Raw genomic sequence first — 26,069 nt, forward strand, 5'->3', positions numbered from 1 at the left:
ATCAGCTCACGCAGAAAGATCTCTTTGTTGCTGTAAAGCGAGTTAATCATCAGGTTGAGAAGTTGTTTGACTTCTGTCTGGAAACCCATTGTTTCCTTATGTGCATCAACGCCCATTTCTGTGTTGCCTCCATCTGGCTGTTTTAACGATAGCTCACAGATGGGGTTGTTCATATTAGATATCAAGAGTACGTCACTATAAAAGCCTAAAAATATGATAAATCAGAACTTTAACGTTGATTAAGCTTGAATTAATTAAGCCTGTGTTAGCCTGTTGCTGGCCATGATGCCCACCCAATTCAAATAATTAAGAAAAGGATAGACACCATGCGTAAACTTACTTTGAGCTTGTTATTGGCCTTCAGCTTCACAGTACATGCCAATGAAAGCAAAGTTGATATCGAAGAACAATCAGTTCTCGGTCATCAGGAAATCGTCACCTTATTTCCTGGTGAAATCCAAACTAAAGCAAGGATTGATACTGGGGCTGCAACCAATTCCATGTATGCAGTAGATACCAAGGTCATTGAAGAAAACGGCGAGGAAATGGTGAGCTTTACTTTTATCGATCACCAAGACCAGGAATATATATTGACCCGGCCCATCGTGGATAAAGTCACGATTAAACAAGCCAGCGGGAAACAAACACGATATGTAGTTGAAATGGGGCTGTGTGTGGGCACCCATTACGAAGAAACCCGTTTTACGCTTGCTGATCGTAGTCGTATGACCTTCCCGATTCTGGTGGGGCGTAACTTTTTGGAAAATTCATTATTGGTGAGCTCATCAGAAAAGATGGTTGCATCACCGGAATGTGAGGTGGAACTGGCAAAGAAAGATCTGGAAGAACTTCCCGTAGTACAACCTTGATTCCGTAAAAGCTACTTTAAAAGCCACATTACATAACGCCGGCTCATAGTTGAACCGGCGTTTTTTTTGAGCTATGACTTAAAGGATTTAATATAGGTAATATTTTCTAGCCATAAGAGATGTTACTGTATTGCTTTAAGCTTTTTTCAGAGATGGAATGTCCAAACAATCACTTAGAATCCTGACTTACAACCTGCATAAAGGCTTTAATACCGGCAATCGGCAGTTCATCCTGCATGAAATGCGGGAGGCGCTGCGCGAAGCAGATGCCGATATTATGCTGCTACAGGAAATTCAAGGTGAGCATACTGGCCATCAGCAAAAACACAGTCATTGGCCGGATTGCCCACACTGTGACTTTATTGCTGAAGATATGTGGCCACACTTCGCTTATGCCAAAAATGCCGTTTATAGTGTAGGTCATCACGGCAATGCCATACTCAGTAAATATGCGTTGCAGAGTTGGGAAAATATCAATGTCTCTCCCTACACCTGGGCCAGCCGCAGTTTGTTACATGGCGTCATTCACATTCCTGACACCCAGCAAGAACTTCATATCGTCTGCCTGCATCTTGGTCTGACGGGCACCGAACGTAAACGTCAGTTACAAACACTTTGTGAACGCATTGATGAGCACGTGCCACATGATGCGCCATTGATTGTCGCCGGTGACTTTAACGATTGGAACGGGCAGGCTGAAAAACATTTCTACCAACGATTGGATTTGAAAGAAGCTTTCCGAACGCTGCACAAGAGACACGCACGCACCTGGCCGTCCTGGATGCCGATTTTCAAGATGGATCGCATTTATTATCGTGGCCTTGAACCTACCTTCTGTGAATGCCCCCCACATTCTTCGTGGAAATTGCTGTCGGATCATGCTCCATTAATTGCAGCGTTTGAGATTTAAACAAAAATTTAGGTCTTGCTGATCTTTTATATCCACCTTCTTTAACAAAGATTTGCTCGGCGATCTCCGGCAATAACGTTACAATAGCGCCTCTTGTTTGTTGTATAAACTCAAGGAGTGCCTGTGCCTGACATCGTTGTTATGTTTTTCCTGCTTGGCCTAGTCGGTGGCCTGGTGAAATCCGATCTGGCAATTCCCAAAGCCGCATACGATGTTTTAAGTTTGTTACTCATGCTGACGATTGGTCTTAAAGGTGGCATGGCGTTACATGGCAATATGGGCTGGAGTCTGCTGCCGGAGCTTATTTCTGTTGCTCTTTTGGGCTTTTTGATTCCGCTTATTTTATTTCCATTGCTGTTGAAAGTGGTTCGTCTGAATCTGGCCGACAGTGCCAGTTTTGCTGCACATTATGGCTCGGTCAGTGCCGGTACATTTGCGGTTGCGCTGGCTTATGCAGAAAGCAATCAATTGGTTATTGGCGGACAGGTAACCCTTTATCTGGTGTTACTGGAATTACCAGCCATTGTTATCGGTTTAATACTTTACCGACATTTTAGTGGGGTAAAACAGGCCTCGTCCGGCGGCATGTTGAGCATTCTGCATGAATCATTAACCAACCGAGGCGTTATATTGCTGGTTGGCGGGGTGTTGATTGGCTGGATGTATGGTCCAAGGCAAGGCGCCGGGGTAACTGATTTATACACTGGAGCATTTATGGGCGTGCTCGCACTATTTCTATTGGAAATGGGCCTGGTAGCCGCCGAAGCATTGAGTAAATTATCACGCGATAAAATTCCGGTAGTCATATTTGCCATTGTTGCACCCACCGTATTAGCTTTGGCTGGATTGTTTGTCGGTAAACTGCTTGGACTACCAGATGGCTCCGTATTGATCCTGGCAAGTCTAACCGCCAGTGCCTCGTATATTGCTGCACCGGTTGCCGTTCGTTCGGCTATTCCACAAGCTGATATCGGACTTGCCATGCTGGCAGCGTTAGGTCTGACGTTTCCATTTAATGTGCTTGTAGGTATTCCGCTATATCACAGCCTGATTGGTTAATTTCTCTTCCCTATGTCTGAATCTGACATTATTTTTTGCAGAGTATTTATGCGGTTCAACAATTGCATAATGCTTTAAGCAATCAACTGCAGCGAAGATGCTGCTCCGCAGTGCTACACCCCAATAACCCTTTAATAATGCAGGTTTAGCTGCATTATTAGACTAAGTGCATTTGCATTGCAGAATCCATCACAGCTTTATTTTGGTGCGGGATGGTTCAAAAATAAACAAATAGACAGTCGAATAAGGAGCCATGCATGCAATCACTGGCGTTGCTAAAGCCTATTCAGTCGATCTTGTGGAGCGTTGCTCTGCTGCTTCTTGGAAATGGACTTATCAGCACACTGTTAACCTTGCGAGGAACCAGCGAAGGGTTTTCCAGTGCAGTAATGGGCATGATCATGTCTGCTTATTTCGTCGGGTTTATCTGTGGCACCTGGGTGAGTGGACGCTTGATTCGTCGTATGGGGCATATTCGTACCTTTGCATTTTGTGCCTCTATCTGCGCCACTACCACGCTTTTACATATTATCTTCATTGATCAATGGGCCTGGATGGGCTTTCGTTTCTTTTATGGATTGGCCTACATTACGTTGATGACCGTGATTGAAAGCTGGCTCAATAGTCAGGCCGCCAGCCATGAACGTGGACGCATTTTTGCTTTTTATATGGTGGTCAATCTGGGCGCGCTCGCCATTGCCCAACAGTTGTTGCATCTTGATTCACCTGAAGGCTTTTTATTATTTGCTTTGGTATCCATTCTGGTGAGCTGGGCTATTTTACCGTTAACCATTACCCGGCGAAATCAACCCAATATCGCTACTGAAAGACCCAAAAGCAGCTTGAAAAACTTATTAAGAATCGCTCCACTATCTGTTGCCGGTGCATCTTTATCCGGATTGGCGATGGGCGCTTTCTGGTCAATGACACCGATTTATGCCACCCAACTTGGCTACGATATCAGCGGTATTGCTTTGATCATGAGTCTGACCATTATCGGGGGTGCTGTGTTGCAGATTCCAATTGGTCGCTATTCGGATAAGCATGATCGACCGAAAGTCATGACATGGGTGGTGATGCTGGCTGCAGCAATATCGATAGTGATGATTGTAGCGTCCTCACAAAAATTGCTGCTTAGTATGTTCTTTATCTGGGGTGGTCTGGCATTTTCCATCTATCCACTCTCGGTTGCCCAGCTGATCGATCAGCTGCATCCGGATGAAATTGTTTCCGGTTCATCCGATATGCTGGTCTTGCATGGGGCCGGCTGCGCGTTTGCTCCGGTGCTGTCCGGTTCTTTAATGACATTACTGGGGCCCCATGGACTACCGATTTATATTGGACTCGTATTGCTGTTGCTTGGCAGTTATATAGTTTACCGTCGTCGTCGTGTGGTCGATCTGGTCAGTGGTCGAAATGCCCACTTTGAGCCCATGGTGCAAACCAGTGCTCAAGCTTTAAATATGATGTTTGATCAAAAACAAAGAGATTTATTCGATGATCCGAGTTTTTACGGAGAAGAAGAACAAAATCGAATCATCAGTGTTCTTCGACAAAGCGGTTCTTAGATTATTTAAAGATTCCAAACGGGTACTGAATGACAAAATATTCAGCCGCCCAGCAATTGCGTTATTTTCTCAAGATCCTCTGCGATAGACTGATAGGCTTTCTTTTCCAGCTCACGGTAAGCGGTCAGGATGGATTGTCCAAACTCGGTAACTTCCGCTCCACCGCCATGTGAGCCACCTTTTGCTGTCACCACAAGCGGTTTGGAAAAGCTCAGATTCATTGTATTTACCAGATCCCAGGCACGTTTGTAAGACATCCCCATCGCGCGTCCGGCAGCAGAAATTGAACCATGCTGCACAATAGCATCGAGTAAATCAGCTTTTCCTGGCCCCAGTGCGACCGTGTCCTGGTTATGTAACCTGATTTTTATACTGACTGAATCTGACATGCAGCACCCTGATAAAGTAATTTCAAACAGATAAATAATAGCATTGTCGACTTACTCTCAGTTGAATAGCTGCGAGTTTGTGGATCCCTTTCGCTTTGATGAAAAAGCATCAAGACAAGACAAACAGGTTATTGTTTATTACCCTGAAAGGACTAACTAACGGAAAAACTGATGGCGCATAGTCACCCACATCAACACGAAGCAGCTAATTACAATCAGGCATTTGCCATTGGCATCAGCCTGAATATTATCTTTGTAATCATTGAGGCCAGTTACGGCATTCTGTCAGGATCCATGGCTTTGCTTGCAGATGCAGGGCATAACCTGAGTGATGTAGTCAGTTTATTACTCGCCTGGGGAGCCAGTGTCCTGGCAAAAAAAGCTGCCACTGATAAACGCACTTATGGATTTCGTAAAGCAACAGTGATGGCGGCATTAATCAGTTCTGTCATGTTGTTGATTGCCTTGGGTGGTATTGCATGGGAATCTATCAACAGGATGCTGAATCCACTGCCAGTTCAGGGTATGACGGTTATTATTGTCGCCAGCATTGGTGTGGTCATTAATACCATCACGGCACTGTTATTTTTTAAAGGGCAAAAACAGGATTTGAATATTCGCGGGGCTTTCCTGCATATGGCTGCCGATGCTGCTGTCTCATTAGGTGTCGTCGTTGCTGGACTGTTTATTTTGTTCAAGGGTTGGTTATGGATTGATCCTGTGGTCAGCCTGCTTATTGTTGCAGTCATTCTGGTAGGAACCTGGCGATTATTAAATGAATCTCTTAATTATGCGATGGATGCTGTGCCGGCCAATATCAATATTAAAAAGATCCAGCATTATTTGTTAAGCTTTGAACAGGTCAGACACTTTCATGACCTGCATGTATGGCCTTTAAGCACCAACGAGACAGCATTGACCGTTCATCTGGTCGTTGATGAGTCCGATCTGAATACTGTCTTGCTCTATCAGTTGCAAAACCATTTGCATGACCATTTTGGGATCGTACATTCCACCATTCAAATCGAGTCAGTGATGGAAGCTGAAAATTGCCTGCTAAACAGCAGTCATGAATGCCGAAAAGATCATTAGCTCACAGTATTAAATCAAGCCAAATTGATAGATGATTAACCCGATTTAACCTTTCAATTGAAAACGTTTGGCGTCTTGGATAAGCAGGAGAAACAAATGAGCCAGATATTTTTTGATAATTGGGAAACCTTGTTTCGCACTTTGATTATCGGTGTGCTGGCATACGTCAGCCTGATAATGTTATTGCGGATTTCAGGCAGACGGACTTTATCCAAAATGAATGCGTTTGATATGGTTGTGACTGTTGCCTTGGGTTCTACCCTGGCAACTATTCTACTTAATCGAGATGTAGCATTGGCAGAGGGAGTCCTGGCATTTGCTTTACTGATCGGCATGCAATATCTGGTGACCTGGTCCAGTGTCAGGATGCCCTGGGTACGAAAAATTGTCACCGGCGAACCTGCACTATTGGTCTATGAGGGAAAACTGTTACCGTCGGCGCTGAAACGTGCAAGGGTCACTGAAGATGAAATTCATTCGGCTGTTCGCTCTGCGGGTAGACAAACATTTGAACAAATCAAAGCCGTGGTACTGGAAACCGATGGTTCATTTAGTGTGGTGCAGCATGAGAATGCTCAAGCCACTTCAAGCTTACAAGGCATCGTTATTCCAGGCAAAGGAAAACTGGGTGGCTCGGACCTGCATTAACGATGAATAAGTTTGTCAGTGATCGATAAATCTTTCATGGAGCACTTTATTAAACTTTCTTAAAACGTCTGGCTTTGTTATGTTGCCAAGCTGTTAATTAAATTAAGATTGAATGAAAATGCATGGAAAGTTAATCAAATGGAAAGACGACAGAGGCTTTGGGTTTATCCTCTGCGAGCATAATCAACAACAAGTATTTGTTCACATTTCAGCCTTCCCATCCAGCAGTACCCGTCCCAAAGTCGGTGAAGTGCTTGATTTTGACATTGAAACTACAGCCGATGGTAAAACCAGAGCCATCAATATTAGCCGTAAGGGCTCAGTAAAAACGCAAACGCATGCTTCGACTATTAAACTCAGTAAAACGCCGGGTAAAAAAACAAAAATACTCAGCGGGATAATTATACTGTTGGTAATAGGATTGATTGTGGCGAGCGTTTCTCAAAAATTCACGTCTCCTCCAACGCCAATTGAATAATTTACTGCTCGTTGAATAACGCCACATATTCCCCTGAAAACTTACCTGCCAGCAGTTGACCGGAATACAAAACTGCTGCCACGCGAATACGGGCTTTTCCTTTACGACGTAGCAATTTAAGGAACCTTGCCCAATCCTGCTCATCCACTAGTGCAGCCGTTGCAGTAAAGTCTTCGGTCATAGGTTTGAGATAGGCCATCTCATTTCGCTGAATCACCAGTTGGGAAGCAATCCCCTCTTCCGCCAAACGGGTATGTAATAACGACCAGGCTGAAAGAATTGCCAATGTTGATGCACTACCACCAAATACTGTTTGCTGATGGTTAATATTTGGAACTAGCGGTGCATGCAGGGTTAATGATTTTGCAGTCATTTTCTGCACACTCACCTGCATGGCAGCCGACAAAGGAATGTGTTTATATAGATAACGTTCGAGTTGATGATGTGTCATATCCATAAGTCACTACTATCGTGGCAGTGTATTATCAAGGTAATCCAGTACAGAATTCATCAGCTGATTGATATTCTGATATTTTTGCAGATCGGCAGTCAGTATTTCACCCTCAGCCTGTACATAAGGTGCTGGCACCAATTCATCGGCACAGTTTTCAATAATGGCCTGAGCGGAAGCTTCGGTAGTTTCTAAATGAAATTGCAAACCAATTACTGAATGCCCCATTTGAAATGCCTGATTATGACAGCCAAAACTTTTTGCCAGTCGCAGGCTATTCTCCGGTAAATCAAAGGTTTCTCCGTGCCAGTGAAACACCGTGGCCATTTCAGGAAAAGTGAAAGCAGCTGCATTATTGTTGGCCACCCCCTGAATAGGCCACCAGCCGATTTCTTTTTCATTATTGGGATAGACTCTGGCGCCCATCGCGCTGGCGATCAATTGTGCACCGAGACAGATTCCCAGAACAGGTTTACCGGTCTCTATAAATTGCCGAATAAACTGCTTTTCTGCTATTAACCAAGGATACTGAGCTTCATCATTCACGCTCATTGGCCCGCCCATCACCACCAGAAAATCCACATCGTTAATATCTGGCAAATCAGCTTGCTGATAAAACCGGGTAGCGTTGATTTGATAGCCATGATTATCAAACCAGGCTTCAATACTGCCTAAACCTTCAAATGGTACGTGCTGAAAATAATGTGCCTGCATCTGAGTCCCGAAAATTTATTTAAAGAGGTATTACTATCACCGTTGTGTTGAACTTTGCATGTTTGCTTAATAAATTAAACAAGAATTAACCTGGCTTAAGCCATGGGAGTAATTTATTTGGTTTAATGAAAACTGCTCACTTAAAACAGCGTTTTGGAGTATCTTGGACTGAAAATGCCTATTATTTTGCCTCATGCTGTTGTAAATGATATGTGCTTTCCGAAGGAGGATCATTATGACAAAAAGTGTTTTTTTATCTATACAACAACTCAAACTAACCTCTACTCTAGCATTGAGCTTAATGCTGATGGCCTGTGCACCAGAGCCAGAAGTAAAAGACGTTCAGGCAACTGAAGCAGAAATCGAATACTTGTTTGACCGTTGGAATAACGCTTTGCAAACCGGCGATGCAGCCGCGGTAGCAGCATATTATGCAAATGATGCAGTTCTGTTACCAACGGTTTCCAATCAAGTCCGAACTGACCATGAAGGCATACGCGACTATTTTGGATATTTTCTTGCCCTGCAGCCCAATGGACGAATCGATGAAAGCAACATTACCATTAACGGCAATATTGCAATAGATGCCGGCATCTATACATTCAGTTTGACAAAAGATGGGCAGGAACAGGAAGTTCAGGCGCGTTACAGCTTTGTGTATGAACGTCAGAATGATGGTGAATGGTTAATCATCAATCACCATTCATCAGCCATGCCAGAAGAAATAGTTGATGAACCTGAGCTAATGAAAAATATTCTGATTAAAGAACAAGGCTAATTCTGTATTATCATTGATGCTCAAGTCTTCAGACATGCTTTTTGAGCACCATAATAAAATTAATCACAACAGCGAGGGAAAAAGATGACTATTGCACTGACTCCACTGATTTCTTTGATAGCCGGTATTCTGATTTTGGTTGTACCAAGATTACTGAACTATATCGTGGCAATTTATCTGATTATTATCGGTTTGGTAGGTATCTTTGGCGGCAATCTGAATATTACGCCTTAAACTTAAAAGTTACGTTTCAATGGCGACGGGAGTTGTAATAAACTTTCGTCGTTTTTTGATTTTGTTGTGATGTTCATAGCGTTATTGCATCTATCGCGTGATAACTCATATCACTGCAATGACAACTTCATGCTTTAATTTTTTACTCTTTTCCACTCACTTCTTTCAATGAAATTTTCCGGCTGTTAGCCAGTTCCACCAGCTGTTCGAGCGGGTCGGCCAGCGCTTTTATTCCTTGTGCAATTTCGTCTTCTTGATATCCCAGCTGGTGCATCAGTTTGATCTGATTTTGCAGCAGCTTCTGCATTGCAGCGACTTCTTTCAGCTGATGCATTTGTTTATCGTGACGATTTTGTTCAGTGATACGCTGTTTAGTCAGTCGGTTTTGATAGGAAATATCTTTCCACAAATCACGCAATTGCTGAATGATTTTATCCACTCCCAGTAGATTAAAATCTCCTGGCGAATGCACTTCGATGGATTTGATAATAAGACGGTGGGATTCACTCACCGAGGATAATGAACCATAAAACGCATTTTTAAGATTACGGCTTTGGCCCTTATTTTTTATCTTTTCCAGAACATAAAGACGGTTATAGAGGATATTCAGCTGGTGAAAGAAACGGTAAAAATCCTCTACCGTCCAGTCTTCGCTGGCGCTAAATCCAATTGGACTAATAATGCTCTCTGACAATCGCGGCCTCCTTGTTCGATTAATATCATCCAGTGATTAATCAGGCAAATCAATCCTCTTTGCGGCTGATAATCTCACCTTCAATGATATGAGTCTCATGACGAGATTGTCGAGAAGATCGTTGCGAAAACTGTTGATGCTGGCTGCCTGCTTGTTGAGCTTTACGCATTTGTTTACGGGCCCGGTACAACATCAAAGGAATCAGGATCCAGCTTAGTAAAACTACCACTACCAGAATCGCCAGGCTGAGCATCATCACCAGGCCCAGTAAAATCCAGGCGAAAATACGTTGCAGTAAACCGGCAGACTGAACTTGTCGGAATTGTTGTTGCCAGTTTTGAGCTTGCTGACGAAAAGCATCTGATCGAAACATAAAACCTCTTTTTTCAAGCACTTTGAGTGAAATTAGCTTTGGAAATACATAGTTCTGAGATAGCCTGCGGTTTATGGATTGAGAAAGTCGCCGGAGGTGATAAGTTTCTTTCCCGATATAGGGTGATTATAAAGATAAACCCAGGCTGGCAGCTTATTTCCATTACTCAAACAAATCATTTGCTGCTGCCGCACATATTCGTGAGGCTCTACAAAACTTGAAGAACATTCTTCATAATCATCAAGCTCGGCAAGTAGCAATTGTGGGTGGTGGATACGGTACACCTCACCGACAACCTGCTGTTGTGGATCATCTGTCAATATCACTCCTGGATAATAAGAAATTTGATACATCACAGCCTGTACCATTCCGGTATCGATATAATCACAGAAGCGCTGCAACAAATCATGGCGTTCAGTGTTTTTACGTAAGGTACCGTATACAAAAAGATAATCTTCAGTCATAAATTCGGGCTATAAAATATCAACAGATACTAATTACAATCTACGTGGTGGATTATCTCAACTAAACATGAATTCAGTCTTAACATCTCCACACTATATTGGACGCTTTGCACCGTCCCCCACAGGTCCACTACATTTTGGCTCTTTGGTCGCTGCAACAGCCAGTTATCTTGATGCTCGGGCCCATAATGGTAGTTGGCTGGTGCGAATGGAAGACCTTGATAAACCCCGTGAAGTTGCAGGTGCAGCCCAGGATATTATTGATACCCTTATAAGCTTCGGTTTTCAATGGGATGCCGAAATAATTTATCAAAGCCAGCGTGATGATATCTATCTTCAGGCACTTGAACAATTAACCTCACAACACTTGGCCTACCCCTGCAGTTGCAGCCGTAAAGACATCAACTCCGCGGCCCGAATGGGGATTGACGGCCCCGTTTATCCTGGATTCTGTCGTGATGGTTTACCGGAAGGGAAACAGCCACGTTCCTGGCGGTTGCAAGTAAATAATGACAGCATTGAATTTGAAGATCGGGTTCAAGGCAAACAATCCCAAATATTAGATCAGCAGGTTGGTGACTTTGTCCTGAAACGGGCTGACGGTTTTTTTGCTTATCAAATGGCAGTGGTGGCTGATGATGCGCTGCAGGGAGTTACACATATTGTCCGTGGTGCAGATTTACTCGATTCAACACCGAGACAGATTTATCTGCAACAGCAGCTTGGGGTTAACTCCTCGAAATATGCCCATATTCCGGTGGCCACCAATCTTCATGGTGAAAAACTCAGTAAGCAAACTCGAGCACAACCAGTAAAGCATAGAGACAGCGGTGCTGTGTTATGTCGTGTGTTGAGTTTTCTGGGAATGCAACCACCAGCAGATTTGGCGAATGTCCCGCTTGATGCGTTATGGGAATGGGCCATTCAGCATTGGCAGATACAATCCGTTCCACGGATGCGTCGTCAGGTTACATTGATACCAGAAAAAATTGAGGAGGATATCTAGCCGATCATTGGCTCATCAAGAACGCTTGAATATTCCTTTGCAATCAATGAATCAGTCGAGCTGCGGCTCGGGCAATAACGGCGAACTATTTTCCATAGATGTGAGATAACTATGCCATATCTGATGCGTTCGTAGTTTTGTCATACGAATAGAACAGCTTAATCCCATAATGCTGCGGATGGTTCCATCTCGCCAGATATTATAGATTGAACCGCATTGTTCCTGTCGATAGCTGAGCCAACTTTGCTGGGCCTTTTCAATCGATTCCACAATCAGTTTATCATCAGTATAACGCGCTCTGGATTCTGCAAGATAATGCTGCATTTCAACCTCTTGCTGCTCTAATTGCTCAGACATGCAGGCACCTATCTCATAGGTTGTGTTGGCATTTTTGCAGTCTTCTGCAGCTATTACAGGAGCTGAAATACACAACAAAAACACTCCAATGATTCTCATCACGACTCCTGGATGATTAGACGCTTCAATGCAAATCGATCAGGCAATAAAGATTTATATCTCTTCAACAACACAGACATTACGACCCTGTTTTTTGGCTTTAAACATAGCAACATCAGCACGTTTAAATACTTTTTCGGTATTATCTCCCTGGTGAAAAGTAGCTACGCCGGCAGAAACGGTTATTGGTACAGGTTTCCCGTCATAGAGAAAACGGGTATTGTTGATCTCTTCGCGGATTTTATTGGCCAGCACCGTAGTTTCAGCTAACGCGGTCGCAGGAAATATCCCGACAAACTCCTCCCCGCCAAAACGGGCAACAAAGTCAATTTCACGGGTAGAAGTCGATAAAATCTCGGCAATACGAATTAATATCTTATCGCCTGCCAGATGACCGAGGTTGTCATTTATCTGTTTGAAGTTATCAATGTCCCAGACCACCAGGCTTAGCGGATGTTTGTAACGCTGCCAGCGAATATATTCTGTTTCCAAAGCATCCATCAGTGCCTGACGATTACCGATCCCAGTCAATGTATCCTTACGTACCATTTCATGGGCTTTGCGGATACCGTCCTGCAAGGATTTGGTTTCAGATTCCAATTCCTGTAACCGATCTGTCAGCTTTTTGATTTCTAACTGCGATTGATAATAGCGGCTCTGATCAGCATTACGATATTCTTCTACCGCTCCGCTCAGTGCAGTCAAACGTTCACGAATAATCGACTTCAACTCACGTGGTTCACTTGCAACGTCAATTTGTTTGTAAATATCATCCAGACCTGCATCGACCTTTTGACCAATTTTCTGCCGTTTATTAAAGGCTTCTTCATCATCTTTCACTGTCACTCGAAGCAAGTCATCAAGTTCGTTAATGCGTTCACTTAACGTGGCAAGAAAAGCTCGATATTCAAGCTGTTGAAGCTGTGCCTGCGCTCCTAGCGAGTTAATCAGAGCGGTCAGTGCATCAATAATTTGCGGTAAATTCTTTTTATCGGGCTGGGATTGCAATTGTGCATGGATCTCGCGAAGTTGTTCGTTGAACATCTCCGGAAGCTGCAAATTATCAATCATGCTGCATAGCAACTGAGTTACTTCAATAGTACGTTTCTTAAACCCGATTTTTTGCAACAACCCTGAACGGTTTTTTTCGGGGCCTGGTGAAGCAGGTGCATTGACGTTAATCGTTTCCAGTAAAGTGACAAAATCCGGTAATAATTCACGGGTTTTCTGGTTGGTAGCACCTGTCAGCTGGATCAGCAGATTATCAACAGCTGGTTTCGACTCTGCTGGAATGGTTAAAGATAACAGCAGATGCCGTAATAATTCTGAAGCGTCGGAACTCTGCGGACTTTCATCCATTTGGTTAATAAATTGCTGTATTTTTTCGAGGATGTCGCTGATCCGTCCAACGTCTTTATTACTACGTAATTCCTTTCGCAGTGAATGTAACTGTTTATCAAGGGCGGGATTAATACCTTCGGAGACCAGGGCGAGCCGGCCAAGACTGCGTTCCAGAAGTTGAGTATAGGTTGTTTGCTTTTCTTCACTTGCAAGCAGCTCGAGATACTTATGCTTCCATTGCTCGAGTTTACTTTCCAGATCTTCTGCCGTCATTGGTCCAACCTTTGTTGTAGGCAACGTAGGATTTATTCCTTTTCCGGAATCTTACATCAGCTTTGCATGGATCTGAACTCATAATTTTCCGCAATGTGATGCAGCCCATGAACGCTTTAATAAGTTTGCCTGCACCAAAACAGCATCAAGCTGAGAAACATGACTTCACCGACAAACGTTAATAACGACTAATCAACTAGGGCTGGTTGATATTTTTAACCCGCTGCAGCCTTAATGCATTTAACACAACAGAAATAGAACTGAACGCCATTGCTGCACCAGCCAGCCAGGGAGCCAACAAACCTGCTGCGGCAATTGGAATGCCCAGAGAGTTGTAGCCAAATGCCCAAAACAGGTTTTGTCGAATATTACGCACGGTCAGGTGACTTAACTGAATGGCGGTAGCAACGGTATTAAGATCAGCCCGCATTAACGCGATATCAGCTGTTTCAATTGCCACATCGGTGCCGCTTCCCATTGCAATACCAACATCTGCTTCCGCCAGTGCCGGGGCATCATTGATACCATCCCCCACCATTGCCACGACTTGTCCCTGCTGACGCAATTCACGGATTTTATCGGCTTTATGTTCCGGCAAGACTTCTGCAATTACCTTATCAATACCCAGCTCAAGCGCAATGGCATCTGCTGTAAGTTGATTATCCCCTGTCAGCATAATGACCTGTAAGCCGCGTTTTTTTAACGCATTAATAGCTGATTTGGCGGTATCACGAATCGTATCAGCCACAGCCAGCAAACCGATTACCCGCTGATCTACTGCAATCAACATGGCGGTTTTTCCCTGTTTTTCCAGTTGTTGTTGCTGAGTTTGCCAATCTCCCATATCGATATCGTGATCCAGCATCAGCTTTTTGGTTCCCAAACGAATCTGGGAGGTTTTGCCGTTCACCTCAGCATTACCCATCACACCATGGCCACTAAGGGCAGTAAAATTCTCAACCAGCACCTTCAGTGTATTTTGGGGTTTTAACCCGTCAACAATAGCCTGGGCCAGCGGATGTTCTGATTTGCTTTCAATGGCGATGACGATGCCAGCGATAACCGATTTTTCATAATCTTCTGCCAGCAAAAAATCGGTTAATGCCGGTTTGCCTTGGGTCAACGTACCCGTTTTATCAAACACAATCGCTGTCAATGATTGGGTTAATTCCAGTGTATCGGCCTGTTTGAACAAAATACCAGCCTCTGCCGCACGTCCTGACCCCGCCATAATCGAGGTAGGTGTGGCCAGTCCCAGAGCACAAGGACAGGCGATGACCAGCACGGCCACCATGGTTTCCAGAGATCTGCCAATATCACCGGGGGTAAACCATAACCACCAGAGCAAAAACGTAATCAGGGCTATCACCACAACCACCGGGACAAATACACCCGATACCTTATCAGCCAGACGCTGAATGGGGGCCTTGGAGCCCTGTGCCTGTTCAACTACACGGACAATCCGGGCCAGTGCCGCCTCTTCACCCAGATGAGTAGCTCGAACTCGTAAAAAACCATTTTTGTTAAAGGTGGCACCAACCACTTTGTCATTGACGCTTTTTTCCACCGGCATGCTTTCACCGGTCAACATGGATTCATCTACAGCCGATTGACCTTCGACTATCACGCCATCAACGGGGACCTGTTGACCGGGTTTAATCTGCACGATATCGCCCTGCTGCAACTCTTTTACCGAAACCAATTGGGTCTGACCATTTGCTGATTCGCGTAATGCCTGTTGAGGCTGCAGTTTTAATAGTTTTCGAATAGCTTCGGAAGTGTGGCCTTTGGCTCTTGCTTCAAACCATTTGCCTAATAATATTAATGTGATCAATACCGCACTGGTTTCAAAATACAGACCATCATGTGCTGCCATCGCACCAAATTTGAAGGTAAGCCATACACTGTAAAAATAGGCAGCTGATGTGCCTAACGCCACCAACACATCCATATTGGCACTGAGATTTTTTAAGGCGTAATAACTACCACGATAAAACTGCCAACCAATAATAAACTGCACTGGCGTGGCTAAAGCCATTTGTACCCAGGCATTCATCAACACTGCGGGAATCGGCAGTTCACGGGTCCAACTGAAATGACCGATCATGCTGTATAGCAGCGGCAGAGATAAAATTGCTGCGGCGATAAATTTATATAACTGGATTCTCTGCAAATCCTGACGATTTTCTTCCTGATGTTCAATATCAATTAATTGCGCCTGATAACCCGCTTGTTCAATGGCTTTTATCAAAACAGCTGCTTCAAGGTGTTCGCCACGTATTGTGGCTTTTTCATTGGCATAATTCACCTGCGCCGACTTCACCGAAGGCGTTTTTTTCAGCGCTTTTTCAATAGTGATCGCACAAGCAGCACATCGCATGCCGCTGAGTTGCAATTGCACAATTTGCTGAGCCATTTTATGTCCTGTTGCTTAAAATGAGTGGAGAGATCAAATAGAGATTGAGGTGATGCCTCTTAAAACAAGTTTACAGGGGCCAAACCCATAATATTACCGGTAGGGCTGTCAGAATCACCAAAATAGATAACGGTAAACCAAGCTTCCAGTAGTCAGTAAAGTTATAACCACCGGGCTCCATGACTAATGTATTGGATTGATGAGCAATCGGGGTCAAAAAAGCACAAGAAGCGCCGATTGCCACGGCCATCAATAATGGGTCAGCCGAGACATTCATACCGCTGGCCACACTTAAGGCAATTGGAGCAGCCAATATCGCCGCCGCCGCATTATTAATGATATTCGACAGTAACATTGTTGCCACCATCAGGATCACCAGCGTCATTGCCGGTGGCGTGGACTCAGCCATATCAAGCAACAAACTGGCAATTAACTCCGAGCCACCCGTTGTTTCCAATGCCTGACCAACAGGCAACATCGCCGCTAACAGCACAATCACCGGCAAATCCAGGCTCTTGTATAACTTTGCTATTGGCAATAAACCTGCAAAAAACATGGCCACTACCCCTGTCACCATTGCCGTGGCTGTCGAAACTGCATCAAACATAATCAACAGAATAACGGCGACAAAGATGAGCGAAGCAATGGCCACTTTCCGCGGCTGGCCCAGACGTAAGCCTCGAGAGGCAAGCGGCAGACAGCCAAGTTCTCCCATAACGGATTTGAGTACGTCCTCATTACCTTGCATCAGCAAAATATCGCCGGCGACAAAGCGGATTTGATGTAAACGTTGTTTGAGCTGATGGCCGCGACGCGCCACAGCAAGAATATTGACGCCGTAACGTTGGCGGATCGACAGACTGCTTAAGGTATTTCCAACCAAAATCGAATCATGCGCCAGAATAGCTTCGGCCAGATCCAGATCTTTGGTTTTGTTCGAATCATCCTCGTCGGCTTCTTCTTCAGTTTGTTCATCGGTTTTATCGCCGATAAGCTTCAGGCCCGTGACATCGGTAAGCGCTTTCAAGCTGTCGGAATCCGCTTCAACCAACAACACATCGTCCTGCTGTAAGACTTTATACATGGAGGGTGTATTAAAGCGCTCTTCGCCACGAAGTAATGCTAACACTGTAATATCAGCCTCATCTTCTACTGCAGCGACTAAATCCATCAGACTGCGCCCTTTATAATCAGATTGTTCCGGCAGTGTGAGTTCTGAGAGATAACTGCTGATCTCGAATAATTCATCTTCGCTGTTACTGGCCTCACGCTTCGGCGTGAGCAAACGCCCGAATAGCACCAGAAAGATCACCCCGACAATCATTACTGCTGCGCCAACGGGTAAAAAATCAAACATGCCAAATGCGTGCGAATCTGTTTGAGCACGATAACTGGCAATAATAATATTCGGTGGTGTACCAATCAGGGTCAAACAACCACCCAGCAATGAACCAAATGCCAGAGGCATCAAAAACATTGACGGGGAATGTCCGCTCTGGCGGGACATCCAGATTGCCACGGGCATTAATAATGCCAATGCGCCGACGTTATTCATAAATCCAGAGCAAACTGCCACTGTCACGGTCAGAGCGGCCATCTGCATGGTTGGGTGACTGCCCACTCGGGTCAACTGGCGAGCAATGACATCCACCACACCGGCATTGACCAGTGCCTGACCAAGAATTAACACCGCTGCCACCGTCACCACAGCAGGATGCCCTAATCCGGAAAACACATCATCTGCGGGAATCAAACCTGTTAATGCAACGGCGAGCAACGCCAATATAGCCACCACGTCATAGCGCAATTTATCCCAGATAAATAATCCCAGCGTTGCTGCCAGCACGGCAAAAATAATGATTTGATCTGTGGTCATAAGATTCCTTTTAAACCGCAATATAACAGCTTGTTTCGAGAACGACGTTAGGAAAATAAAGTCTTAAGCTCTGATCATGCCTGTCTGCATCTGCTAGACTCAATGCGATATTTTTCATCATTAAAACAAATTGAACCACGGAGCATTTATGGCCCACGAAGAGCTGCACCTGAATTTACGTAATCTGACCCTGGAGGATTACGATCAGCTCAAAATTCTGATGGACACCGTATACGACGACATTGGAGGTGCCTGGCCGCAACCCACGATTGAAGGGCTGATTACTCAGTTTCAGGATGGACAGATCTGCATTGAAGATTCGGGTGAACTGATTGCTGTGGCATTAACCGTTATGGTCAGTTATGAGCGATTCAGCAATCCGCATACCTACGATGATTTAATCCTGAAAAACGACAAAATCTGGCATAACCCCAAAGGTGATTCATTGTATGGACTGGATGTATTTATCCATCCGGAATATCGCGGTTACCGTTTGGGGCGTCGTTTATACGAAGCGCGTAAGGAATTATGCCGTTCAATGAATCTACGCGCTATTCTGGCCGGTGGACGGATCCCTAATTACCATAAATTCGCTGATAAGCTTTCACCTGCAGAGTATATCGATCAGGTCTCACGAAAAGAGATTTATGATCCGATTCTGACTTTCCAGTTATCCAATGATTTTCAAGTCATGCGGTTGATGCATAAGTATCTGCCGGAAGATGAGAAATCATTGGGGCATGCCACATTGCTGGACTGGAACAATATTCTCTACACTCCACCTACCTCGTTATTAGATGTCAAAAAAACTCAGGTTCGTCTAGGCGCTGTGCAGTGGCAGATGCGTGAGTTTCATTCGGTTGAGGAAGTGCTTAAACAGGTTGAATACTTTGTTGATGCATTGTCCGATTACAAAAGTGACTTTGCCCTGTTTCCTGAGTTTTTCAATGCGCCATTAATGGGACTGACCGATCAAATGGATCAGACTCGGGCAATCCGTTATCTGGCGAGTTTTACCGAACAGTTCCTTAACGAAATGTCGGAAATGGCGGTCAGCTACAACATTAATATTATTACCGGCTCGATGCCATTACTGGAAAATGATCGGGTCTACAATGTGTCTTATCTTTGTCATCGTGATGGTCGGGTCGATGAACAGCGTAAAATTCATATCACCCCGCATGAGCGCCGTGACTGGGTAATTGAAGGTGGCAATAAATTTCAGGTGTTTGAAACCGATGCTGGCCGTGTCGCCATCATGATCTGCTATGACATTGAATTTCCAGAACTTGGCCGTATTGCTGCCGATCAGGAAGTCGATATTATTTTTGTGCCGTTCTGGACCGATACCAAAAACAGTTATCTGCGAGTTCGCCATTGTGCTCGGGCCAGAGCGATTGAAAATGAATGTTATGTTGCGATTACCGGTAGTGTTGGCAACCTGCCGAAAGTGGAAAACCTGGATGTGCAATATGCTCAATCCTCGGTATTTTCACCGTCAGATTTTGCTTTTCCACATGATGCAATAATGGCTGAAACCACGCCCAACAGTGAGATGATCATGTTTTCCGATCTGGATCTGGAAAAACTCAAACTGGTCCGCAATGAAGGAGCCGTCAATAATCTGAAAGATCGTCGGGCTGATCTCTACGAACTGTTTATCAAACCAAAAGATTAAATGTCTTATCGCACCCTTTTATTTGGGTGCGATAAAGATAGTTTGGTAAGAAATATCGGATTGTGGTCCCTCAATAACATCGACATTAAAAACCAAAGGACTGATGCCGCTCTGCAGCTCCGATTCTGGCACCCTAACCAGTGCAGTTACTGTGAGTACTTTGGCGGGCTCTAAAACATAAGTGTCATGCACTCCATGCAGGCTTGCCCCCTCCAGACCTTCAATATGATATTGCACTTCAATCGGCACATTCTGTTTGTTGAGCAATTTCAGCGTATAGCGGTTCTGTATCGAACCATCACTCAGACGTACAAACAGGGGCTGACGATCGGGCCTGACACTGAAGTCTGTGGCAGATAACGATAAAAAGCCATAGGCTATACCGGCCAATGACGCCATCAGGATCAAGCTGTAAATAATGACCCGTGGACGCTTATACAAGGGTTGGGGTTTACTGTGACCCTGGAGCTCGGCATAGGAAGCATAACGAATCAAACCGCGGGGTTCATTAATTTTATCCATTACTGAATCACAGGCATCAATACACATTCCACAGGTAATACATCCCTCCTGCTGACCTTTACGAATATCAATCCCGGTCGGACAGACATTGACACAAAGTTTGCAATCTATGCAGCTGCCTTTAGTCGGATCGGTCTCACCTTTTTTCAGTTTGCCACGGGGCTCGCCGCGTTCAGCATCATAGGCAGGCAAAACCGTATTCTGGTCATACATAACTCCCTGTAAACGGGCATAGGGACACAACCAGAAACAGACCTGTTCACGCATAAACCCGGCAAACACATAGGTAAAAGTGGTAAAGATTGCCATCGCAATCCATACCGCAATATGTGCCTGAAAACTAAACACATCACGCCACAACTCAAACGCATCAGTGAACCAGGCGGAAAAGGTCAGACCGGTTAACAAGGCAATAGCCAGCCATAAAGTGTGTTTACTGATTTTTCTCAGCAGTTTACTGACCGACCATGGCGCTTGTTTGAAACGTAATTGTTTTTGGGGAGTATTCCCTTCAAGTTTGCCTTCAATCCAGGTATAGATATCGGTCCACACCGTCTGGAAACAAAAGTAACCACAAAAAACCCGCCCGGCGACACTGGTTACTGCCGCCAATAGAATGGCAAAAAACAACAAGGTCAGTGAGAGCATCCAGATATCCTGCGGGAATATCGTCAGCTCAAAAAAATGAAACTGGCGATGGGGAATATCCAGTAATACCGCCTGTTTATCATCCCAGCGGATATAAGGCACCAGAAAATAAAACAGCCAAACTGACATACCAAACCATTTAAGGTTACGAAACCTGCCTGACATACGTTTTGCGACAATTTTCTCGCCACCGGCATTCACATCCCAATCGGCCATTTCCTCATAGATATCATCGTTTTTTTCCATAAAGTGAATAGGTTGTTCAGTCATAATTATTTCACCTCAGGGGTCAAATGATGTGATGTGATGTAGAAGCGGGCTGAATTAATAATCCGCGCAATATGCTTAATGCCTGTGACAAAGTCGCATGATCTGGGGACAATCCCAGCGACAATCGCACGGCTTGTCGTTGATTGTCAGTGAAACCAAAACTGTTACATGCCACAACTGATACACCCAGCACGGTGGCTTGTTCAGCAAAAGCTTGAGCCTGCCAGCAACTAGGGAGTTGTAGCCAGATATGATGGCCTTCCTGATGACTGTAAAAATCCATTCCGGCTAATAATTGGCTGGCAATCTGTTGACGCAGACGATTTTCTTCCCGAATAGCCTCGGCAAACCGATTAATACGTCCATCGTAAATCCAGCGTGTCACCAGCGCCGCCATCAATGGTGACGCCATAACACTAATCGCTCTTAATACATTCGCAAGGCCCAGTGCATGTGAGTTACTGGGAGCAATCACATAGGCCAGTCGTAAAGCGGGCGTGATACATTTGGAAAGCGTTCGTACATACCAGGTACGATCAGCTGCTAAATCGACTATGGCTTTAACTGCCTCAGTCTGCAGTGGCGAATAAGGATCGTCTTCAATAATCGTGATGTCATATTCATTGGCAACGGCAACGATTTGCTGCCGGCGGGTTAATGACATGGTGGCTGTGGTTGGATTATCCATTGTCGGAACCAGATAAATTGCCTTGATTCTATGCTCCCGACATGCCTGTTCAAATGACGCTGGAAGCACACCTTCTTCATCCATAGCTAAAGGCTGCAATACCAGTTCAAGTTGTTCAGCAGCCGATTTAAGACCTGGGTAGACAAACTCACCACAAGCAATAATATCGCCGGGTTTAGCCATACAATGCAAAATGGCATATAAAGCAGCCTGTGCTCCACCGGTAATTAGTGTGCGTTCTGCCGAGACATTCGTTATAGATTGATTTAGCCAGCCTGATGCAGCACTTCGATCATGTGGATTCCCGGCACTATCCTGATAATGCAGCTGCAACACGCGATCTGCTCCAGAAATCAGCTGGGCAATACCTTGTGGAATATGTTGCTGTAACCCGGCTGACTCAGGCTGCGGCGGATTATTCATGCTCAAATCCAGCAATGGACGAGACTCGGAGATATGTGAAATAAGTTTGCTTTCGACGTGCTGTCGGACATAACTACCACGCCCGGTTGTAGCGTCAATCAATCCGCGGCGACGGGCTTCGTTGAAAGCCCGGGTAACCGTGGTCAGATCAACATTTAAGGTTTCAGCAACAGCACGTTGCGGTGGTAAACGATCGCCGGCTTTGACATAACCGGAATAAATATCTGCTTCCAATGCCTCAACAATGCCAAGATATTTGGATTTGGCATCAGTTTCGATTCGGGCTTTCCACAAGTGCATAGATAAGATCCTTAACATATGGGCTACACGCTAAGCACTTTCCCGTACAAAAACAACTTTATTTGCATACAAAAATAAACAATGTATGGGCATATTGATTTAACGAGTAATATTGTATGGAAAAATGGCGTATTAATGACAAAATTGTCGAAAAGACCCATACAATTTTTTACAACTAACGTTATCGGATTTTAATTTTTTAAGTTTGCATTGCGCAAAGGACTCAACAAGCCCTTGTGTGTTTTATGTGCCAAACGAATTTCGGAAATAGTTTGTTGCCAGTCGGCCACTGGCGCAGGCTTACCAAAGTGATACCCCTGATAAACATGGCAGCCAAATTTTTCCAGCAGCACGGCTTGCTCTTCGGTTTCCACGCCTTCTGCAATCACCGCCAAGTCCAGGCTTTGTCCCAACGCAATGATGGTGCTGACAATTGCTTCATCGTTCGGATCGGTCAGCACATCGCGGACAAATGACTGATCGATTTTCAGTTTATTCAGCGGCAGTAATTTTAGATAACTTAACGACGCATAGCCGGTGCCAAAATCATCAAGGGCAAACCGCAAACCACGTTGACGCAAGGCGTTCATCCGTTCGATAGTCTGGTCAATGTCTTCAATTAACAGACTTTCGGTGATTTCAAGCTCCAAATGATTTGGATTGACATCGAACTCTTTCAGGCAGCTGTCGATATAATCAATAAACTGTATATGTCGGAACTGCCGTGGGCTGATATTGACTGATAAGGTAAGATTTTGCATTTCCGGGATCATTGCCCAGTCTGCCAGAATCTGACACGCCTCCCTTAACACCCAGGCGCCCAGAGGAATGATCAGCCCGCTGGATTCGGCGACCGGAATAAAGTCTACCGGTGAAATAAATCCTTCAACCGGATCATGCCAGCGAAGTAGCGCCTCCATGCCAACATATTGCTGGTCACTGCTGATTTGAGGCTGAACATACAATTCGAGTTGCTGCGAGGCAATTGCTTCCCTTAATTTGCGTTCCAATTGACTGCGACGATTAACTTCCAGCTGCATAACCGGATCAAAGAATCTCAGACTGTTTCGTCCCGAGGCCTTGGCTCGGTACAAAGCCATATCAGCATCCTGTAATAAACGTTCAACATCCCCCTCGGCATCGGAAAACAATGCTATTCCCAGACTCGCAGAAGCAATGTACTGAGTTTGTTCAAGGGCGAATGGCATTACAAAATCCTGCAGAATTTCCTCGGCGCATTGTCGTGCAAGGGCTTCTACTTCTCCCCGAGCTTTACCCATTTTAGGTTTGACGATTACAAATTCATCAGACCCCAACCGGGCAGCCAGATCATGGGGTAATAATCGTGACTGAAGTCGTTTTGAGACGCCTTGTAGTAATAAATCTCCGGCGTGATGCCCCAGCGTATCATTCAAGGTCTTAAAGGAGTCCAGATCGACAATCAGTAATGCACCTTCCATTTGGGATTGACGACCTTCTGCCAGCGAATCTTCCAGAAACTCCATTAACAATCTACGGTTGGCCAGACCGGTCAGAGAATCATATAGCGCCAGTTTACGGAGCTGTTTCTGGATTAGCAGGTAATCGGTAATATCTGTGGAAATGCCACATAACGCGTAAATAGTGCCATCTTCCTGCCGTAATGGTAGCTTGACCGATAAAAATGTTTGGGCTTTGTCCGTTCCAAGAACGGTACTCATTTCTTCTTCAACGATACGTTCGCCTTTTTCGATAACTCTTAAATCATGTTCCCGAAAAGTTTTGCAGGTATCGCGATCAAACAGTATTTCATCAGTTTTACCGATGATATCGTTTTCATTCAGGCCTATCAATTTGACAACATTTTTATTTACATATTGATAGCGTAATTGTAGATCTTTAATGTAGATATGGGCATCCACACTATCAAGAATCACGTTGAGATTTTGTTGGGTCTGGCGCAGAGAAATAGTTTTTTCCTTTACACTGCGACGCATCATCAGCAAAAACAATAAAGCACTGAGAAAACCGACCACCAAAGCAATAAGCAACCACCAGATTTCTTTTGGAATCGTCATCCGGGTTGTTGAACTGTTCCATTTTTTTAAGACCGTAAAATATGGCGAATTGGCATCTGCCTGCCATTTTTGTAAGTAGCGATCTATTGTTTTTAGCACCTCACCATGCTTATTTTTGGGAGCGGCAAAAAATAATCGACTCGGTTGAAATACCACTGGCGTGGGTCTTAAATTCAGTTCAGCCGCTTTAAGCTCACTGATAAAGTTATTAGCGGTAACAGCATCGGCAATGCCCCCGGATAGAGCAGCGAACGCTGCCTGTTGGGTGTCAACGACAACAAAGGTGACATCAATATTGAAATTTTCAGTTAACTGTCTGAGGTAGTCATATTGAATGGACCCCTTGAGTAATGCCAGGCGTTTACCATCAAGTTCCAACAGACTGCTGAGGTTATGTTCACGGGTTACATAAATCTGCGACCAGCTGAGTAATGCAGCCGTGCTATGAAAATCATAAAACTCAGCTCGCTCTGAGCTGGCTGCCACATCAGGCAATATATCAATTTCTCCCTTGGCAAGTTGCTTCAGACAATCATTCCAGTAGCAGGGTACAGCAACCAGCTTCCAGTTTTCCTGTAACGCAATAACTTGTAAAAGATCCCCCAGAATGCCACTCACCTGACCGGCTGGATCCATCACCAATTTAGGTGGGTTTTCATAAACACCAACGCGTAAAACAGTTTGCTCAGCCCATAATTTGCCGCTGGTAAGGATGGCTGATAACACCACCAGAAACCTTAATAAATTGGCTAATTTTGCGTTTGAACTCATTATGGGAATAACCGCCGGGACAGAACACTATTTATACCAGAATATAGTGCTCTCATTGAGCAAATATAATTAATCAATCTGTAGTGACAGGCCAATGCATTACAGGTTGGTATTGCGGCCCGTGATCGGTGGAAACCGATTTCATTAATACCAGCTGTTCTACTTTAAAATGAACTGGAGCAATGGGCACGTCTAAAGACTCACTGGCTTTTCGCGCCAATGTAATATGGGGAAGGTAAGGTTTTTCATCGACTTTAATATCTGCCTGACTGGCGATATGTTCCAGTTGGTTCACCAGACTATACAACTCAGCGCTTGGAGCACGGCTGGTCAGGCAAAATATCTTTGGTCCATCCCAGTAAGAAAGATGATCAAACTGCATATCTATTGCCGGGAAACGTATTGAGTCAGTCTGTTTCAACAGAGCATTTAATTGTTGTTGATCTAATTGGCCGAGAAATAACAATGTCTGATGTAAATTGGCAGTGGTTTGCAATTTCAGCGAGGGGTCATCCGGCAGACGTTTCATAATGTGCTGAATCTGCATCCGTGAACTGGTGTCGGGAGACAAGGCAAAAAAATATCTGCCTGGTGTTAACGGGGAGTTTTGTTGTGAATTCATA

General features: G+C 44.6%; 25 protein-coding genes. 11 read left to right on the forward strand and 14 right to left on the reverse strand.

What is annotated here, in order from left to right; all coding sequences use genetic code 11:
• Positions 1-326 precede the first annotated feature (326 nt).
• The 4 genes from B3M51_RS00440 to B3M51_RS00455 all read left to right on the forward strand — a co-directional run bounded on the left by B3M51_RS00440 (position 327) and on the right by B3M51_RS00455 (position 4,406).
• Entirely contained in the window at positions 327-869 is a 543-nt protein-coding gene (locus B3M51_RS00440) for an ATP-dependent zinc protease (protein ID WP_292756086.1), read from the forward strand.
• A gap of 157 nt (positions 870-1,026) precedes the next feature.
• On the forward strand, positions 1,027-1,779 hold the full coding sequence (locus tag B3M51_RS00445; RefSeq protein WP_292479732.1) for an endonuclease/exonuclease/phosphatase family protein: 753 nt from the start codon (positions 1,027-1,029) through the stop codon (positions 1,777-1,779).
• A gap of 123 nt (positions 1,780-1,902) precedes the next feature.
• On the forward strand, positions 1,903-2,838 hold the full coding sequence (locus tag B3M51_RS00450) for a sodium-dependent bicarbonate transport family permease (protein WP_292479734.1): 936 nt from the start codon (positions 1,903-1,905) through the stop codon (positions 2,836-2,838).
• A gap of 257 nt (positions 2,839-3,095) precedes the next feature.
• Positions 3,096-4,406 carry an MFS transporter gene (locus B3M51_RS00455; RefSeq protein WP_292479736.1) on the forward strand — a complete coding sequence of 437 codons (1,311 nt, stop codon included), beginning with the start codon at positions 3,096-3,098 and terminating at the stop codon, positions 4,404-4,406.
• Positions 4,407-4,447: 41 nt separating this feature from the next.
• Here the strand turns inward: B3M51_RS00455 and B3M51_RS00460 are convergent, their stop codons facing one another.
• Positions 4,448-4,795 carry a winged helix-turn-helix domain-containing protein gene (locus B3M51_RS00460; RefSeq protein WP_292756089.1) on the reverse strand — a complete coding sequence of 116 codons (348 nt, stop codon included), beginning with the start codon at positions 4,793-4,795 and terminating at the stop codon, positions 4,448-4,450.
• 171 nt (positions 4,796-4,966) lie between these two features.
• Between B3M51_RS00460 and B3M51_RS00465 the strand changes: the two genes are divergently transcribed.
• The 3 genes from B3M51_RS00465 (at position 4,967) to B3M51_RS00475 (ending at position 7,013) form a co-directional block, all read left to right on the forward strand.
• Positions 4,967-5,887, forward strand: a complete 921-nt coding sequence (locus B3M51_RS00465; RefSeq protein WP_292756091.1) for a cation diffusion facilitator family transporter — start codon at positions 4,967-4,969, stop codon at positions 5,885-5,887.
• Between the two features lie 96 nt (positions 5,888-5,983).
• Positions 5,984-6,535, forward strand: coding sequence for a DUF421 domain-containing protein (locus B3M51_RS00470; protein ID WP_292756093.1), 552 nt, complete (start codon positions 5,984-5,986; stop codon positions 6,533-6,535).
• A 118-nt stretch (positions 6,536-6,653) separates the two neighbouring features.
• Positions 6,654-7,013 (forward strand): cold shock domain-containing protein, encoded by a 360-nt coding sequence (locus tag B3M51_RS00475; RefSeq protein ID WP_292756095.1) that lies wholly within the window; start codon positions 6,654-6,656, stop codon positions 7,011-7,013.
• Between the two features lies 1 nt (position 7,014).
• Here B3M51_RS00475 and B3M51_RS00480 read toward each other — a convergent pair whose 3' ends face one another.
• Both B3M51_RS00480 and B3M51_RS00485 read right to left on the reverse strand, forming a co-directional pair.
• A complete protein-coding gene (locus B3M51_RS00480) occupies positions 7,015-7,470 on the reverse strand; it encodes a thioesterase domain-containing protein (RefSeq protein ID WP_292756097.1) in 456 nt (151 codons plus the stop codon).
• A gap of 9 nt (positions 7,471-7,479) precedes the next feature.
• Positions 7,480-8,178 carry a type 1 glutamine amidotransferase gene (locus tag B3M51_RS00485; RefSeq protein WP_292756099.1) on the reverse strand — a complete coding sequence of 233 codons (699 nt, stop codon included), beginning with the start codon at positions 8,176-8,178 and terminating at the stop codon, positions 7,480-7,482.
• Positions 8,179-8,413: 235 nt separating this feature from the next.
• Between B3M51_RS00485 and B3M51_RS00490 the strand changes: the two genes are divergently transcribed.
• Entirely contained in the window at positions 8,414-8,956 is a 543-nt protein-coding gene (locus B3M51_RS00490) for an SgcJ/EcaC family oxidoreductase (protein WP_292479752.1), read from the forward strand.
• Positions 8,957-9,040: 84 nt separating this feature from the next.
• Positions 9,041-9,190, forward strand: coding sequence for a DUF3096 domain-containing protein (locus B3M51_RS00495; RefSeq protein WP_014707945.1), 150 nt, complete (start codon positions 9,041-9,043; stop codon positions 9,188-9,190).
• Between the two features lie 142 nt (positions 9,191-9,332).
• On the opposite strand, the gene B3M51_RS00500 is transcribed toward B3M51_RS00495, so the two are convergent.
• The 3 genes from B3M51_RS00500 to B3M51_RS00510 form a co-directional block, all read right to left on the reverse strand.
• The gene (locus tag B3M51_RS00500) at positions 9,333-9,884 is read right to left on the reverse strand and encodes a hypothetical protein (RefSeq protein ID WP_292756101.1); all 552 of its coding nucleotides are present in this window, start codon (positions 9,882-9,884) and stop codon (positions 9,333-9,335) included.
• Between the two features lie 49 nt (positions 9,885-9,933).
• A complete protein-coding gene (locus B3M51_RS00505; RefSeq protein WP_292756103.1) occupies positions 9,934-10,257 on the reverse strand; it encodes a hypothetical protein in 324 nt (107 codons plus the stop codon).
• Positions 10,258-10,328: 71 nt separating this feature from the next.
• The gene (locus tag B3M51_RS00510; protein ID WP_292756105.1) at positions 10,329-10,721 is read right to left on the reverse strand and encodes a gamma-glutamylcyclotransferase family protein; all 393 of its coding nucleotides are present in this window, start codon (positions 10,719-10,721) and stop codon (positions 10,329-10,331) included.
• A gap of 67 nt (positions 10,722-10,788) precedes the next feature.
• On the opposite strand from B3M51_RS00510, the gene gluQRS reads away from it, so the two are divergent.
• Positions 10,789-11,727 carry a tRNA glutamyl-Q(34) synthetase GluQRS gene (gene gluQRS, locus B3M51_RS00515; RefSeq protein WP_292756107.1) on the forward strand — a complete coding sequence of 313 codons (939 nt, stop codon included), beginning with the start codon at positions 10,789-10,791 and terminating at the stop codon, positions 11,725-11,727.
• A 51-nt stretch (positions 11,728-11,778) separates the two neighbouring features.
• Here gluQRS and B3M51_RS00520 read toward each other — a convergent pair whose 3' ends face one another.
• From B3M51_RS00520 to B3M51_RS00535, 4 genes are all read right to left on the reverse strand, one after another.
• Positions 11,779-12,183 carry a lysozyme inhibitor LprI family protein gene (locus tag B3M51_RS00520; protein ID WP_292756109.1) on the reverse strand — a complete coding sequence of 135 codons (405 nt, stop codon included), beginning with the start codon at positions 12,181-12,183 and terminating at the stop codon, positions 11,779-11,781.
• A 54-nt stretch (positions 12,184-12,237) separates the two neighbouring features.
• Complete coding sequence (locus B3M51_RS00525; protein WP_292756111.1) at positions 12,238-13,797, reverse strand: GGDEF domain-containing protein; 1,560 nt, start codon at positions 13,795-13,797, stop codon at positions 12,238-12,240.
• A gap of 196 nt (positions 13,798-13,993) precedes the next feature.
• A complete protein-coding gene (locus B3M51_RS00530) occupies positions 13,994-16,213 on the reverse strand; it encodes a heavy metal translocating P-type ATPase (RefSeq protein WP_292756113.1) in 2,220 nt (739 codons plus the stop codon).
• Between the two features lie 70 nt (positions 16,214-16,283).
• Positions 16,284-18,089 carry an SLC13 family permease gene (locus B3M51_RS00535; protein WP_292756115.1) on the reverse strand — a complete coding sequence of 602 codons (1,806 nt, stop codon included), beginning with the start codon at positions 18,087-18,089 and terminating at the stop codon, positions 16,284-16,286.
• Positions 18,090-18,237: 148 nt separating this feature from the next.
• On the opposite strand from B3M51_RS00535, the gene B3M51_RS00540 reads away from it, so the two are divergent.
• Positions 18,238-19,767: a bifunctional GNAT family N-acetyltransferase/carbon-nitrogen hydrolase family protein gene (locus B3M51_RS00540; protein ID WP_292479768.1), complete on the forward strand. Its 1,530-nt coding sequence runs from the start codon at positions 18,238-18,240 to the stop codon at positions 19,765-19,767.
• An 18-nt stretch (positions 19,768-19,785) separates the two neighbouring features.
• On the opposite strand, the gene ccoG is transcribed toward B3M51_RS00540, so the two are convergent.
• The 4 genes from ccoG to thpR all read right to left on the reverse strand — a co-directional run bounded on the left by ccoG (position 19,786) and on the right by thpR (position 26,068).
• Entirely contained in the window at positions 19,786-21,207 is a 1,422-nt protein-coding gene (ccoG, locus tag B3M51_RS00545) for a cytochrome c oxidase accessory protein CcoG (protein WP_292756117.1), read from the reverse strand.
• A gap of 19 nt (positions 21,208-21,226) precedes the next feature.
• The gene (locus tag B3M51_RS00550) at positions 21,227-22,618 is read right to left on the reverse strand and encodes a PLP-dependent aminotransferase family protein (RefSeq protein ID WP_292479771.1); all 1,392 of its coding nucleotides are present in this window, start codon (positions 22,616-22,618) and stop codon (positions 21,227-21,229) included.
• A gap of 191 nt (positions 22,619-22,809) precedes the next feature.
• A complete protein-coding gene (locus B3M51_RS00555) occupies positions 22,810-25,446 on the reverse strand; it encodes an EAL domain-containing protein (protein WP_292756119.1) in 2,637 nt (878 codons plus the stop codon).
• A gap of 73 nt (positions 25,447-25,519) precedes the next feature.
• On the reverse strand, positions 25,520-26,068 hold the full coding sequence (gene thpR, locus B3M51_RS00560; RefSeq protein WP_292479774.1) for an RNA 2',3'-cyclic phosphodiesterase: 549 nt from the start codon (positions 26,066-26,068) through the stop codon (positions 25,520-25,522).
• Between the last annotated feature and the right edge of the window lies 1 nt (position 26,069).

It is taken from the genome of Methylophaga sp. UBA2689, assembly GCA_002354555.1.
Taxonomy (GTDB): Bacteria; Pseudomonadota; Gammaproteobacteria; order Nitrosococcales; family Methylophagaceae; genus Methylophaga.

Coding starts and splice junctions, on each gene's coding strand:
- B3M51_RS00505 (WP_292756103.1), bottom strand. CDS start 10,257: ATGTTTCGATCAGATGCTTTTCGTCAGCAAGCTCAAAACTGGCAACAA.
- B3M51_RS00490 (WP_292479752.1), top strand. CDS start 8,414: ATGACAAAAAGTGTTTTTTTATCTATACAACAACTCAAACTAACCTCT.
- B3M51_RS00465 (WP_292756091.1), top strand. CDS start 4,967: ATGGCGCATAGTCACCCACATCAACACGAAGCAGCTAATTACAATCAG.
- B3M51_RS00510 (WP_292756105.1), bottom strand. CDS start 10,721: ATGACTGAAGATTATCTTTTTGTATACGGTACCTTACGTAAAAACACT.
- B3M51_RS00530 (WP_292756113.1), bottom strand. CDS start 16,213: ATGGCTCAGCAAATTGTGCAATTGCAACTCAGCGGCATGCGATGTGCT.
- B3M51_RS00470 (WP_292756093.1), top strand. CDS start 5,984: ATGAGCCAGATATTTTTTGATAATTGGGAAACCTTGTTTCGCACTTTG.
- B3M51_RS00535 (WP_292756115.1), bottom strand. CDS start 18,089: ATGACCACAGATCAAATCATTATTTTTGCCGTGCTGGCAGCAACGCTG.
- B3M51_RS00495 (WP_014707945.1), top strand. CDS start 9,041: ATGACTATTGCACTGACTCCACTGATTTCTTTGATAGCCGGTATTCTG.
- B3M51_RS00555 (WP_292756119.1), bottom strand. CDS start 25,446: ATGAGTTCAAACGCAAAATTAGCCAATTTATTAAGGTTTCTGGTGGTG.
- B3M51_RS00540 (WP_292479768.1), top strand. CDS start 18,238: ATGGCCCACGAAGAGCTGCACCTGAATTTACGTAATCTGACCCTGGAG.
- B3M51_RS00475 (WP_292756095.1), top strand. CDS start 6,654: ATGCATGGAAAGTTAATCAAATGGAAAGACGACAGAGGCTTTGGGTTT.
- ccoG (WP_292756117.1), bottom strand. CDS start 21,207: ATGACTGAACAACCTATTCACTTTATGGAAAAAAACGATGATATCTAT.
- B3M51_RS00550 (WP_292479771.1), bottom strand. CDS start 22,618: ATGCACTTGTGGAAAGCCCGAATCGAAACTGATGCCAAATCCAAATAT.
- B3M51_RS00525 (WP_292756111.1), bottom strand. CDS start 13,797: ATGACGGCAGAAGATCTGGAAAGTAAACTCGAGCAATGGAAGCATAAG.
- B3M51_RS00445 (WP_292479732.1), top strand. CDS start 1,027: ATGTCCAAACAATCACTTAGAATCCTGACTTACAACCTGCATAAAGGC.
- B3M51_RS00460 (WP_292756089.1), bottom strand. CDS start 4,795: ATGTCAGATTCAGTCAGTATAAAAATCAGGTTACATAACCAGGACACG.
- gluQRS (WP_292756107.1), top strand. CDS start 10,789: ATGAATTCAGTCTTAACATCTCCACACTATATTGGACGCTTTGCACCG.
- B3M51_RS00440 (WP_292756086.1), top strand. CDS start 327: ATGCGTAAACTTACTTTGAGCTTGTTATTGGCCTTCAGCTTCACAGTA.
- B3M51_RS00480 (WP_292756097.1), bottom strand. CDS start 7,470: ATGGATATGACACATCATCAACTCGAACGTTATCTATATAAACACATT.
- thpR (WP_292479774.1), bottom strand. CDS start 26,068: ATGAATTCACAACAAAACTCCCCGTTAACACCAGGCAGATATTTTTTT.
- B3M51_RS00455 (WP_292479736.1), top strand. CDS start 3,096: ATGCAATCACTGGCGTTGCTAAAGCCTATTCAGTCGATCTTGTGGAGC.
- B3M51_RS00485 (WP_292756099.1), bottom strand. CDS start 8,178: ATGCAGGCACATTATTTTCAGCACGTACCATTTGAAGGTTTAGGCAGT.
- B3M51_RS00520 (WP_292756109.1), bottom strand. CDS start 12,183: ATGAGAATCATTGGAGTGTTTTTGTTGTGTATTTCAGCTCCTGTAATA.